At 70.7% G+C, this 13,032-nt stretch carries 11 protein-coding genes; 9 read left to right on the top strand and 2 right to left on the bottom strand.

Annotation, left to right across the window (positions count from 1 at the left end; all coding sequences use genetic code 11):
* The first annotated feature begins 348 nt into the window (after positions 1–348).
* Positions 349–1,368, top strand: coding sequence for a TerC family protein (locus B7W94_RS01810; RefSeq protein WP_025104510.1), 1,020 nt, complete (start codon positions 349–351; stop codon positions 1,366–1,368).
* A gap of 94 nt (positions 1,369–1,462) precedes the next feature.
* Complete coding sequence (locus B7W94_RS01805) at positions 1,463–2,755, top strand: hemolysin family protein (RefSeq protein ID WP_029989632.1); 1,293 nt, start codon at positions 1,463–1,465, stop codon at positions 2,753–2,755.
* A gap of 24 nt (positions 2,756–2,779) precedes the next feature.
* On the opposite strand, the gene B7W94_RS01800 is transcribed toward B7W94_RS01805, so the two are convergent.
* Both B7W94_RS01800 and B7W94_RS01795 read right to left on the bottom strand, forming a co-directional pair.
* Entirely contained in the window at positions 2,780–3,682 is a 903-nt protein-coding gene (locus B7W94_RS01800) for an arginase family protein (protein ID WP_085603918.1), read from the bottom strand.
* Positions 3,683–3,720: 38 nt separating this feature from the next.
* Positions 3,721–4,263 (bottom strand): small multidrug efflux protein, encoded by a 543-nt coding sequence (locus B7W94_RS01795; RefSeq protein ID WP_085603915.1) that lies wholly within the window; start codon positions 4,261–4,263, stop codon positions 3,721–3,723.
* Between the two features lie 157 nt (positions 4,264–4,420).
* On the opposite strand from B7W94_RS01795, the gene B7W94_RS01790 reads away from it, so the two are divergent.
* The 7 genes from B7W94_RS01790 to B7W94_RS01760 all read left to right on the top strand — a co-directional run bounded on the left by B7W94_RS01790 (position 4,421) and on the right by B7W94_RS01760 (position 13,027).
* Entirely contained in the window at positions 4,421–5,614 is a 1,194-nt protein-coding gene (locus B7W94_RS01790; RefSeq protein WP_253247354.1) for a sensor histidine kinase, read from the top strand.
* Positions 5,611–6,213, top strand: a complete 603-nt coding sequence (locus B7W94_RS01785; protein ID WP_085603912.1) for a response regulator transcription factor — start codon at positions 5,611–5,613, stop codon at positions 6,211–6,213. Before B7W94_RS01790 ends, B7W94_RS01785 begins: the two co-directional genes overlap by 4 nt.
* A gap of 75 nt (positions 6,214–6,288) precedes the next feature.
* Positions 6,289–7,692 (top strand): threonine synthase, encoded by a 1,404-nt coding sequence (thrC, locus tag B7W94_RS01780; RefSeq protein ID WP_085603909.1) that lies wholly within the window; start codon positions 6,289–6,291, stop codon positions 7,690–7,692.
* Between the two features lie 201 nt (positions 7,693–7,893).
* The gene (locus tag B7W94_RS01775; protein WP_025104503.1) at positions 7,894–9,234 is read left to right on the top strand and encodes a purine-cytosine permease family protein; all 1,341 of its coding nucleotides are present in this window, start codon (positions 7,894–7,896) and stop codon (positions 9,232–9,234) included.
* Between the two features lie 43 nt (positions 9,235–9,277).
* A complete protein-coding gene (locus tag B7W94_RS01770) occupies positions 9,278–10,825 on the top strand; it encodes a hydantoinase/oxoprolinase N-terminal domain-containing protein (RefSeq protein WP_085603906.1) in 1,548 nt (515 codons plus the stop codon).
* Position 10,826: 1 nt separating this feature from the next.
* The gene (locus tag B7W94_RS01765; protein ID WP_085603904.1) at positions 10,827–11,927 is read left to right on the top strand and encodes a DUF917 domain-containing protein; all 1,101 of its coding nucleotides are present in this window, start codon (positions 10,827–10,829) and stop codon (positions 11,925–11,927) included.
* On the top strand, positions 11,924–13,027 hold the full coding sequence (locus B7W94_RS01760) for a DUF917 domain-containing protein (protein ID WP_085603901.1): 1,104 nt from the start codon (positions 11,924–11,926) through the stop codon (positions 13,025–13,027). Before B7W94_RS01765 ends, B7W94_RS01760 begins: the two co-directional genes overlap by 4 nt.
* The last annotated feature ends 5 nt before the right edge of the window (positions 13,028–13,032 follow it).

Genomic DNA, 13,032 nt, shown 5'->3' with positions numbered 1-13,032 from the left:
TCCAGGTTGTGGGAGCCCTGGAGGTGTGGGCGGGGGCCAGATCGCGGTGCCACCACACCTTCGCCGGTGAGAAGCCGGCCTCTCGTCGGTACGCCGGACGCGCGGGGACCGCCTGCCCGGAGGCCGGGGGTCGTCACGCCCCGGCGGTCGCCGCGTCCAGTCTAGGGGCGTTCTCGGCAGATCCACAGAATCGCTCGGGCACCGTCTCGTACCCTGGATTATCCAAGGGGAGTACTCCGACACGGTCGGGTCGTCATTACGGATGCGTCTGCATCCCGGCCTACCGGTCCCGCTCGGGATGGGGAAGACTTTGGCGCTGTTCCGTCACGCCCGAGTCTGGAGTACCCGTTGGAAATCACCCCTTTGATCTGGGTCATCACGATCGCGGTCACCATCGCGTTCTTCGTGTACGAGTTCTTCGCGCACGTCCGCAAGCCGCACGAGCCGAGCATCGGCGAGTCCGCACGCTGGTCGATCTTCTACATCAGCCTCGCGCTGCTCTTCGGCGTGGGCATCGGCATGGTGTCCGGCTGGACCTACGGCGGCGAGTACTTCGCCGGCTACCTCACCGAGAAGGCGCTGTCGATCGACAACCTCTTCGTGTTCCTCATCGTGATGACGGGCTTCGCGGTGCCGAAGATCTATCAGCAGAAGGTGCTGATGATCGGCATCGTGATCGCGCTGATCCTCCGCGGCATCTTCATCGCCGTCGGTGCGACCCTCATCGAGAACTTCTCCTGGATCTTCTACGTCTTCGGCGCGCTGCTGCTCTTCCTCGCGTACCGCCAGGCCTTCAGCAGCCACGAGAGCAACCCCGCGAACGGCCGCTTCATGACGTTCGTCCGTCGTCACCTCCCCGTCAGCGAGGAGTACAACGGCGACAAGCTCACGGTCGTCCAGAAGGGCAAGCGCTACGTTACGCCGATGCTGCTGACGATCATCGCGATCGGCTTCATCGACCTCGTCTTCGCCGTCGACTCGATCCCCGCCATCTACGGCCTCACCGACCAGGCGTACATCGTCTTCACCGCGAACGCGTTCGCGCTGATGGGGCTTCGGCAGCTGTACTTCCTCATCGGCGGGCTGCTGGAGCGCCTGGTGTACCTGGCCCAGGGCCTCGCCGTCATCCTCGCGTTCATCGGCGTGAAGCTCGTGCTGCACGCCCTGCACGTCAACGAGGTGCCGTTCATCAACGGCGGTGAGCCGATGCTGTGGGCGCCCGAGATCCCGATCTGGTTCTCGCTGCTCTTCATCGCCGCGACCATCGCGGTCGCCACCGTCGCGAGCCTGATGAAGACGCGCCGGCACCGCAACGCCGTCTCTTCCTCGACCGATTCCACCCCCACCATCGACAAGGAGCACTCTTGAGCGCGCAGCGCTGTTCTGACTCTTCGGACTCTGACAGTACGAGCACCCGGTTCATCCCGGGTGCTCACCCCGCCACCGAGGAGGTCGCCCGCTGATGGGCGATCTGCTCTGGAACATCGCCCTCGTCCTGCTCTTCGTGCTGATCGGCGGTGTCTTCGCTGCGACGGAGATGGCCCTGGTCACGCTGCGTGAGAGCCAGCTCAACGCGATCGCCGCTCGCGGCCGTCGCGGAGCGAAAGTTGCCGCCCTGGCCCGCAACCCCAACACCTTCCTCTCGGCGGTGCAGATCGGCGTGACCGTGGCGGGCTTCGCGTCCGCCGCCTACGGCGCGACCTCGATCGCGCCGTCCGTCGCGCCGCTGCTGGAGGGCTGGGGTGTCGCGCCTCCGCTTGCGATGACGCTAGCCACGATCGTGCTGACGCTGATCATCGCGTACCTGTCGCTCGTGCTCGGCGAGCTCGTGCCGAAGCGGCTCGCGATCCAGCGCAACGCGCAGTTCGCGTACGCCGTGGCGCCGGCGCTGAACGGCTTCGCGACCGTCATGCGCCCGGTGATCTGGCTGCTGTCGGTCTCGACGAACGCCCTCGTCCGCGTGCTCGGCGGCGACCCGCACAAGACGAGCGACGAGCTCACCGACGAGGAGGTGCGCGACATCGTGGCGACCCACCAGGGCCTGCCCGACGACGAGCGCCGCATCCTCGACGACGTGCTCTCCCTGCGCGGACGTCAGGTGAGCGAGGTCATGCGCCCGCGTCCCGAGGTCGTGGCGCTCGACGAAGCGGCGACCGTGGGGGCGGCGATGGAGCAGGTCCGCGAGCTGCCCTTCTCCCGGTACCCCGTGTCCCAGACGTCGATCGACGACATCACCGGCTTCGTGCACGTGCGCGACCTCTTCGAGGCTGCGGCCGACGATCCGGAGCGTCCGCTGCAGGGGCTCGTCCGCGACATCCCCTACATCCCGTCCACCGCGCGGGTGTTGCCCACCCTCACCCGGATGCGGGCGGAGGGACACCACATCGCGGTCGTCGTGGACGAGTACGGCGGCACCGATGGTCTCGTCACGCTGGAGGACCTCGTGGAGGAGGTCGTCGGCGAGATCTTCGACGAGTATGACGCCGAGGTCTTCATCTCCGCTGACGACGGCTTGGACGGGCGCCTCAACCTGCAGGACTTCGAGGAGGCGACGGGGCTCGCGATGCCCCGGGGGTCTTCCGACACGATCGCGGGATTCGTCACCGAGCAGCTCGGCCGGCTCGCCGTGGTCGGCGACACCGTCGAGGTGCCGGGCGCGACCATCCAGGTGGCCGAGGTCGATCGGCGGCGCATCGCGCGGGTGCGCGTCTCGATGCACACCGATCCGGGTGCCGAGCGGGGCACCGAGGACTGACGGGCAGCAGGGTGGCGGGGCGCGTCAGTCGCGCGCTCCGCTGCCCAGCTCGCGCAGTCCATCGCCGAGGACCTCGGTCAGGAGCTGGGCGTAGCGACCGTCCGGATCGAGGTCCGGGTCGAACACGGTGATGCTCGCCCCGATCGCCTGCGGGGCGAGGGCGCGCAAAAGGGCGGTGAGCTCCGCGGCATCGAGGCCGCCCGGATCCGGGCTGTCGACGGCGGGCATCACCGACGGGTCGAGCACGTCGACGTCGAGCTGCAGCCAGTAGCGACCGCCGGCGGACGCGGCGGTCTCAGCGGCGACCGCGTGGGCTCCGCGCGCCAGCACGTCGGCCGCCGGCGTGACGCGCAGGAGGAGGCCGCGGACCTCCTCCTGCTCCTCGTCGTCGTCGCGATGCCCGATGTGGGCCGTGCGTGCGGGGGAGAAGTACGGCGCGAGTCCGTCGATGTCGGCGATCGCCGGCCAGTGCTCGCCGACGGCTGCCGCCAGCGCTTCGCCGGCCACGCTCGCGCACTCGTCGCTGTTGCCCGGGTGGCGGAAGTCGGTGTGCCCGTCGATGTGCACGAGGCCCGCGCCTCCACGGCGCTTCACGGCGATCCCGGCGCCGACGAGGATGCCGCAGTCGCCCCCGATCACGAGCGGGGCGCGGCCCTCGTCGAGGACCTCGCCGATGCGCGAAGCCAGGCGGAGGGAGTGGTCGACGAAAGCGGCCTCGTTCCGCACCCGGCCGGCGGGCCGCGTGGCGTCGTCGTCCACGTAGCGTCCGGCGAGCACGATGCCGCCGTCGCTCGCGCCCTGATCGGTGAAGCGCCGGAACAGCCCCGCCTCCCGGAACGCCTCCGGCGCCTTCGCGGAGCCGGGCACGCTGCCGGGCTCCGGTGGGCGCAGGCCGAGGTTGCTGGGGGCCGACAGCAGAGTGATCATGCGCTCATCCTGCCGCGGGCGTCCGACATCGCCTCCGCTCAGCGGATGGCGTAGACGGCGCTCCCCACGATCACCGCGATGACGGTCGTCCAGCCGATGATCGCGACGGCCTGCCACACGAGGATGCGCCCCTTGCCGATGCCGGACGCGGCGAGCATGGTGGCGGTGAAGTGCGTCGGCAGCAGCAGCGGTCCCAGCAGGCTCACCCCAGGCACGCCGTAGCGCTCGAACGCGCGCTGGAACTTCTCGCGGCGGGCGGAGCCGCGTCCGGTCTCCGCCGGGACGCCGTCGGCCTCCCGGCTCGTCCCGCCGCCCACCGTCACCGGCTGCTTCGCCCGCGAGCGGTCCACGATGGCCCGGCGGGCGCCCGCGCTGGCCAGCACCAGGATCGCGACGCAGAGGAAGTTGCCGACCATCGCGGCGATGGCCGCGACCACGGGCGGGATGCCGCCGAGGATGCCGATGCTCGCGGCACCCTCGCCTTCGACGAACGGCACCGCTCCGGCGAGGGCGACGATGAGGGGCTGGACGAGGTCGGGGACCTGGGCGACGAGGTTCTGGAAGGTCTCGATGAGGTTCATGGGGGAAGCTCCGGGTGTCGGTGCAGACGGTCTCTCCGTCGCGATGACCCCAGTCCAGTCGATGGCGGCCCGAGGCGGCAGTGCCGCCGCGTCATCGCTCTCCGTGCGGTTCGCACCCGGATCCCGTGACATGTGTCACGCCTCTATCGTGGGGAGCGTGAGCAGTCCTTCCCCCGCTTTCTCCGACCCCGGTCCCGGTGCCCGCCAGCTCGCGCGGGGCATCACCGCCACCTGGTGGTACACGGTCGGCGGGGTGATCTTCATCGAGCTCATGCTGGTGGTCGCCTGGCTGGGCATCGCCGTGGCACTGGATCGCTCGGGAGTCGCGCTGCTCGTCGTGGGGGTCGGCGGGGTGCTCTGGGCGGCGTCGACCGTCCTGCTGCTGGTCGACTACCGTCATCGCGTCGACGCCGGCCCCGGGGCGGGCTGGGTGCGGTTGGCCGTGCCGACCGTCGTCGCCCTGATCTACGGCGGGGCGGCGGGGACTCTGGTCGGCAGTTGGCAGCTCGCCGCGATGCCGGTGGTGCAGGTCTTCGTGCTGGTGAGCTGGCCCCGCGGTGTCCGGGTGCGCGTGGCCGTGGCCGCGACGGTCGTGCTCGTCGCTCTCGCGCTGCTCGACTCGACCACCCCCCTCGGCTCCGAGGTCCCGGTGTGGGTGCCGGTGCTCTACGGAGTCATGCTGCCCGGGATGACCGTGAGCTCGCTGTGGTGGTGGGACGTGCTCGTGGCCCTCGATCGGGCACGTACCTCGGAGGCGCGACTGGCGGCGACGCAGGAGCGCCTGCGCGTGGCGACCGACGTGCACGACCTCCAGGGGCATCATCTCCAGGTGATCGCCCTGCAGCTCGAACTGGCGGAGCGCCTGCTGCCCACCGATCCGCAGGCGGGGATGGAGCAGCTCCGCGCCGCCAGGGCGAGCGTCGACGACGCGCGGCAGGGCACCAGAGACCTCGCCACGCGGTTCCGATCAGTGCCCCTCGGCGACGAGCTGGCGAACGCCCGAGACCTGCTCGTGGCGGCTGGACTGACGGTGGAGGCGCGGATCCACCCGGATGCGGACGCGGCACCCGCGGCCGACCTCGGCCCGGTGATCCGGGAGACGACCACGAACGTCCTGCGGCACGGACGCGGCGGTCACGCGCGCCTGATCCTCGACCGGACGGCGGACGCCTGGCGGTACGAGGTCGCCAACGACGCCGACCCCGCGGCCGAGGACGGGGCGGGCGGCTCCGGGCTCGAGGGCGTCCGCCGACGGATCGGCGAGGCGGGCGGCACGTTCGAGCAGCGGCGAGACGCCGACGAGTTCGTCGTGACGGTCACCGTGCCCGCGCGGGCGGAGATCGTTCGATGATCCGGGTGCTGCTCGCCGACGACGAGGGCATGATCCGCTCCGCGCTCGCCGCCCTGCTGCGCCTCGAGGCCGACATCGACGTCGTCGCGGAGTGCGCGGACGGCGAGGAGGCCGTCGCCACCGCCGTCCGGCTCGAACCCGACGTGTGCCTGCTCGATCTGGAGATGCCGGGACTCGACGGTGTGCAGGTCGCCGAGAGGCTCAACCGCACGATCGCGACCCGCTGCATCGTCGTCACCCGGCACGCCCGCCCCGGGGTGCTCCGGCGGGCGCTCGCCTCCGGCGTCTCCGGGTTCGTGCCCAAGTCGCGAGGTGCGGACGAGCTCGCCGCGATCATCCGCCGCGTCGCGGCCGGCGCCCGGTACGTCGACCCGGAGATCGCCGCGGATGCGCTGAGCGACGAGCGGTCGCCGCTCACCGATCGGGAGCTGGATGTGCTCCGCGCCGGGCGTCGGGGGGAGACCACGGGACAGATCGCGCGGGCGCTCGCGCTGGCGCCGGGGACGGTGCGCAACCACATCTCCGTCATCCTCGGGAAGCTCTCGGTGAGCACCCGTCAGCAGGCCGTGCTCGTCGCCGAGGAGCGCGGCTGGATCTGACCGTCGTCACGCGTCCGTTTCGGTCGTCACGGCCTGCGAGAATGGAGGCGCCGAGTCCCGAGCCGAGGAGCACACGTGCCGTTCATCTCCACCCGCGGCGGCATGCAGCCGCAGTCGTTCAGCGAGACGCTGCTGGAGGGCCTGGCGCCCGACGGCGGCCTGGCCGTCCCCGACGTCATGCCCGAGGTCGACGGCGAGACGCTCGAGCGCTGGCGGGCCCTGACCTATCCTCAGTTGGCGACCGAGGTGCTCGGCCTCTTCGCGACCGACATCCCGCGGGAGGACCTCGCCCGGATGACGGCGGCGGCGTACGCGGACTTCCCGGACGGCGTCGTCCCGCTGCGTCGCGTGGACGACGACCTCACGCTGGTCGGCCTCTCCGAGGGCCCGACGCTGGCGTTCAAGGACATGGCCATGCAGTTCCTCGGGCAGGTGCTGGAGTACACGCTCGAGCGCCAGGGCTCGGTCCTCAACATCCTCGGTGCCACGTCTGGTGACACCGGCTCGGCCGCGGAGCACGCCCTGCGCGGCAAGGAGCGCGTCGCGGTGTTCATGCTGTCGCCGCAGGGCCGGATGAGCGCGTTCCAGCGGGCGCAGATGTTCTCGCTCGACGACGCGAACGTGCACAACATCGCGGTGGAGGGCGTCTTCGACGACTGCCAGAACCTCGTGAAGAAGCTCGCCGGCGACCTCGACTTCAAGCGCGCTCAGCACCTGGGCGCTGTGAACTCGATCAACCTCGCCCGCATCACCGCGCAGACGGTCTACTACTTCTGGGCGTGGCTGCGCGCGACCGACGCCGGCGGCTGGGCCGAGGTGTCGTTCACCGTCCCCTCGGGGAACTTCGGCAACATCCTCTCCGGATTCTTCGCGAAGCAGATGGGACTGCCGATCCGACGCCTCGTCCTGGCCGCGAACGAGAACAACGTGCTCGACGAGTTCTTCCGCACGGGGGTGTATCGCCCCCGCAGCGCCGCCCAGACGCTGGCGACCTCGAGCCCGTCGATGGACATCTCGAAGGCGTCGAACCTCGAGCGCTTCATCTTCGAGCTCGTCGACCGCGATCCGGCGCGAGTGGTCGGCGCGTGGGACGACCTGGAGGCCCAGGGCTTCTTCGACTTCTCGGCCGAGCAGGCGCGCTTCGCGGAGGAGTTCGGCATCGTGAGCGGCACCTCGACGCATGAGGACCGGCTCGCGACCATCCGCGACGTGTACGAGGCCTCCGGCGAGGTGATCGACCCGCACACCGCCGACGGCGTGAAGGTCGCGCGGGAGTATGTCGAGCCCGGAGTGCCGATGCTGGTGCTGGAGACGGCCAAGCCCGAGAAGTTCGCCGAGACGATCCACGAGGCCATCGGGGTCGAGCTGGCGTACGCCCCCGAGCTGCGCGCCATGCTCGACGCCCCCCAGCACGTGACCGAGATGCCCGACGACGAGCGCGCTCTCCGTGCCTTCATCGAGGAGAACGCCCTCCACTGACCCGCGAGACCCCGCTTTCGCGCCGAAACCCCCTGTCCCGGACGCCGGAGACAGGGGGTTTCGACGTGAACCCGGGGTCTCGGCGGAAATGGGCAGTGTGCACAGAGGGAAGGGGGATCGGGGCGGAGTGCACATGTCGGGGAGGGGACGGGGGTGAGTACCGTGGCGGGCAACCCGTATCCTCCTCCCGAAGGACTCCCCATGGCACGCACGGCGCACGCAGACGACTTCGCGCTCTCCCGAGTGACTCCTGAGGCCCGCAAGCCCTGGTTCGGAATCGCCGTCCAGCGATTCGGACAGGTCTCCGCCCTCTCGCAGTTCCTCCTCGGCGCGACCCTCGGTTACAGCATGACCTTCGGCGAGGCCGTCCTCGCCTTCCTGTTCGGCTCGCTCATCCTCGAGGTGATCATGTGCGTGGTCGGCTTCATCGGCCAGCGTGAGGGCCTGAACACCGCGCTCCTCGCCCGCTGGACGGGCTTCGGCGAGATCGGCGCCTCGCTGGTCGGCCTCGCGATCGGCATCAGCCTCATCGGCTGGTTCGGCATCCAGTCCGCCATCTCCGCGCAGTCGCTCGACGCGCTCATGCCCGGTGCCCTGCCGGTCTGGGCGTGGAGCCTCATCTTCGGCCTCGCCGTCACCGCGATCGTCGCCTTCGGCTTCGTCGGGATGCAGTGGCTCGCGAACATCACCGTGCCGCTGTTCCTGATCCTCGTGGGGTGGTCCGTCATCTCCGAGCTCACCCGCCACGACATCGGCGAGCTGCTCACCGGCCCTGCCCCCGGCCCCACCATGAGCGTCTGGGCGGGCACCGGCATCGTCGCCGGCGGTCTCATCGTCGGCGCGATCATCACGGGCGACATGACCCGCTTCAACCGCTCCCGCGCCGACGTCGTCAAGCAGACGGTGCTGGGCGTCTCCCTCGGCGAGTTCGTGATCGGCCTCGCCGGCGTGCTTCTCGCCCACGCGGCGGCGACCGGCGACATCGTCGCCATCGTCACCTCGTCCGTCGGGTTCGTCGGCCTGTTCATCGTCCTCACCGGCACGCTGAAGATCAACGACTGGAACCTGTACTCTTCCACGCTCGGCCTGGTGAACTTCATCTCCACCGCCTTCGGGAAGAACCTCCACCGCGTCACCACGACCATCGTCCTCGGCGTGGTGGGATCGGTGCTTGCGGCGGTCGGCATCCTCGGCCAGTTCACCGAGTTCCTCGTCGTGCTCAGCGTCGCGTTCCCGCCGATCGCCGGGATCATGGTCGCCGAGTACTACGTGGTGCGCCGCTGGCGTCCCGAGCTCGACGCGACCCGCGAGGCCGGCACCCTGCCCGGCACCGCGCCCCGGATCGTCCCGGCCACGATCGTCGTCTGGCTGGTGTCCTCGCTGGTCGGCTACTTCGTGACCTGGGGCATCCCCTCGCTGCTCAGCCTCTTCCTGTCGATGGTGCTCTACATCGTCGCCGGCAAGCTCGGCTGGGTGCGCGGCGTCGGCGTCGCGACCACCCGGCAGGCGGACCCCGTCGACAGCGCCCCCGCCGCGGTCTGAGCAGACCCGCCGGACACGAATCACCTCCACGAAAGCGAGCATCATGCACATCGGCATCGACGTCGGCGGCACCAACACCGACGCCGTCCTCATGGACGGCACCCGCACCCTGGCCGGGGTCAAGCACTCCACGACCCCGGACGTGACGAGCGGAATCGTCCAGGCCATCGAAGATCTCCGTGCGGGGCACTCCTTCGAGGGCGGCGACATCGACGCGGTGATGATCGGCACGACGCACTTCATCAATGCGCTCGTGCAGGCGAGCCGGCTCGCTCCGGTCGCGGCGCTCCGACTAGGCCTGCCCGCGACGCGGGCCCTGCCGCCGCTGATCGACTGGCCGGAGGTTCTCGTCGCGGCCACCCAGGCACGCAGCTACTTGGCGCACGGCGGCTACGAGTTCGACGGCCGCCCGATCTCGCCGCTCGACCCCGACGAGATCCGCGCGCACGCCGAGGACATGAAGGCGAACGGCATCCGCTCGGTGGCCATCTCGTCGGTGTTCAGCCCGGTCAACCACGACCTCGAAGTGCAGGCGGCCGAGATCGTCGCCTCGGTGCTCGGAGAGGACGCCGCCATCTCGCTGTCGCATGAGATCGGCCGCATCGGACTGCTGGAGCGCGAGAACGCGACGATCATCAACGCCGCCCTCCGCGAGCTCGCGTCGGAGATCGTCGACGGGCTCACCTCGGCGGTCCGTGCGCAGGGCATCGAAGCGCCGATCTTCCTCAGCCAGAACGACGGCACGCTCATGGACGAGGACTACGTGCGCCGCTACCCGGTCGCGACCTTCGCCTCCGGCCCCACCAACTCGATGCGCGGGGCGGCGGCCACCAGCGGCCTCGTCGACTGCGCCGTCATCGACGTGGGCGGCACCACCGCCGACATCGGCCTGCTCATCAACGGCTTCCCGCGGGAGACGGCGAACGAGGTGAAGGTCGCCGGCATCCGCACGAACTTCCGTATGCCGGACGTGCTCTCCCTCGGCATCGGCGGCGGCAGCATCGTCGACGAGGAGACGGCCGAGGTGGGCCCGGCCTCGGTCGGCTACCGGCTGACGACGGAGGCTCTGGTCTTCGGGGGCTCGACCCTCACGGCCACCGACATCGCGGTCGCCGCCGGTCGTGCGCAGGTGGGGGACCCCGCCAAGGTCGCGCACCTCGACCCCGCGTTCGTGGAGCGCGTGCTCGCCCGCATCGCGGAGCGCGTGGCGGAGGCGGTGGACCGCATGCGCACGTCGCCGGAGCCCATCGCGGTCGTGGCCGTCGGCGGCGGGTCCATCCTGCTGCCCGACGAGCTGCCCCTGTTCGGCACCGTCCATCGCCCGGAGAACTATGCGGTCGCGAACGCCATCGGCGCCTCGATCGCCCAGGTCGGCGGCGAGATCGACAAGGTCTACGCGATCGAGCCGGGCCGTCGCGACGAGACGATCGCCGAGGTGCGCGCCGAGGCCGTCGACAAGGCCATCGCGGCCGGCGCCAAGCCCGCGACCGTGTCGATCATCGACTTCGACGAGGTCCCCATCCCGTATCTTCCCGGCAACGCGACGCGCATCCGCGTGAAGGCCGTCGGCGACCTCGACATGGGGGCCTGACATGAGCACGACGATCACCGCGGCCGACATCGACGGTCTCGCTCGCGGCGCGGCCGTGCTCGGCACCGGCGGGGGCGGCGACCCGTACATCGGCGCGCTCCTCGCCCGCCAGGCCCTCGCCTCGGGAGACGTCACGGTCGTGGCGCTCGACGAGGTGCCGGACGACGCCCTCGTGCTGTTCGTCGCCATGATGGGCGCGCCCACCGTCATGGTCGAGAAGCTGCCGAGCCTCGCGGAGGTCATCGAGCCGGTCAAGGCGCTCGGGATCCACCTCGGCCGCCCGGTCACCCACATCGCCTGCGCCGAGGTCGGCGGCGTGAACTCGACGATCCCGATCGCCGCCGCCGCCGCGCTCGGGCTGCCGCTCGTCGACGCGGACGGCATGGGTCGCGCCTTCCCCGAGCTGCAGATGGTGCTCCCGACGCTGTACGGCGTGACGGCCTCGCCGCTCGCCTTCAGCGACGAGAAGGGGAACACGGGGGTGCTGCAGACCGCCGACAACTCCTGGACCGAGCGCATCGCCCGCGTCGCGTGCGTCGAGATGGGCTGCTCCGTCATGATCTCCGGCTTCTCGATGTCGGGTGCCGCCGCACGCCAGTCGCTGGTGGCGGGATCGCTGTCCCGGTGCATCGACATCGGTCAGCGGATCGCGGAGGCCCGCGAGGCGAAGACCGACCCGGTCGCCGCCGTCGTCGAGCTCCTCGGCGGTCGCGAGCTGTTCGGTGGCAAGGTCGCCGACGTGAACCGGGCCACGACGACCGGCTTCGCGCGCGGTCGGGCACGGATCGACGGAGAGAGCGGAGCCTCGCTGACGCTGCAGTTCCAGAACGAGCACCTCGTCGCGGAGGCGGACGGGCGGGTGCTGGCGACCACCCCCGACCTCATCATGGTCCTCGACGGCGAGTCGGGGGAGCCCGTCACGACCGAGGGGCTGCGCTACGGCCAGCGCGTCCGCGTGATCGCCGCTCCCGCTGACGAGCGCTGGCACTCGGACGCGGCTCTCGCGATGGTCGGCCCGGGGTACTTCGGCTACGACATCCCGGCGCACCGATTCGACGGCACGGTCTCCGCCGGAGACGCCGCGGCAGGGGTCGCCGCATGAGCTGGGAGCTGACCGCGGCAGACCTGCCCGACCTCGCCCGCGGCGCCACGCTGCTCGGCACCGGCGGCGGGGGCGACCCCTACATCGGCAAGATGCTGGTGGAGCGCGTGCTCGGCGACGGGGCGATCACGATCCTCGACCCGGACGACCTCGCCGACGACCTCTTCGTCATCCCGACCGCGCAGATGGGGGCGCCGACGGTGATGGTCGAGAAGATCCCCGCCGGCACCGAACCCACCCTCGCCCTGCGCACCCTGGAGGACCACCTCGGACGCCGGGCCGATGCCACCATGCCGATCGAGTGCGGGGGGATCAACTCGATGATCCCGCTCATCGTCGCCGCGGAGACCGGTCTTCCGGTCGTGGACGCGGACGGCATGGGCCGGGCGTTCCCCGAGCTGTCGATGGAGACCTTCGCGGTCTACGGCGTGCACGGCTCGCCGCTCGCGCTCGCCGGAGAGCGCGGGGAGCGCGTCGTCATCGACACGGGAGACGACGATCGTCAGATGGAGTGGCTCGCCCGCGGCATCACGATCCGGCTGGGTGGCGTCGGTCACATCGCCGAGTACGCCATGAGCGGCGCCGACGTGCGGCGCACGGCGGTGCCGCGCACCATCTCGATGGCTCTCGCCCTGGGCCGAGCGATCCGGCTCGCCCGGGAAGAGCACCGCTCGCCGTTCGAGGCGATCGCGGCGACGCTCGCGACCACGCTCTACCCGCATGTGCGCGAGCTCTGCGTCGGGAAGGTGGTGGATGTCGAACGACGCACCACCGAGGGTTTCGCGAAGGGGCGGGCGGTCATCGCTCCGCTCGGCGCCGCGGCGGACGACACGTTCGAGATCGCCTTCCAGAACGAGAACCTCACCGCGCGGCGGGGTGGACGGCTCGTCGCGATCGTTCCCGATCTTATCTGCGTCGTCGATCACGAGACCGCCGAACCCATCACCACGGAGGGACTCCGCTACGGTCAGCGCGTCCGGGTGCTCGGCATCTCGACGCCGGCGATGATGCGCACCCCCGAGGCTCTGGCCGCCTTCGGGCCGTCCGCCTTCGGCCTGACCGAGGAGTTCGCTCCCGTCGAGGGGATGGCCGCGTCCTAGGCTGG

Origin of the sequence: Microbacterium sp. LEMMJ01 (genome assembly GCF_002114135.1) — a bacterium.
Taxonomy (GTDB): domain Bacteria; phylum Actinomycetota; class Actinomycetes; order Actinomycetales; family Microbacteriaceae; genus Microbacterium.
This window is presented reverse-complemented; position numbering and strand designations above follow the sequence as displayed.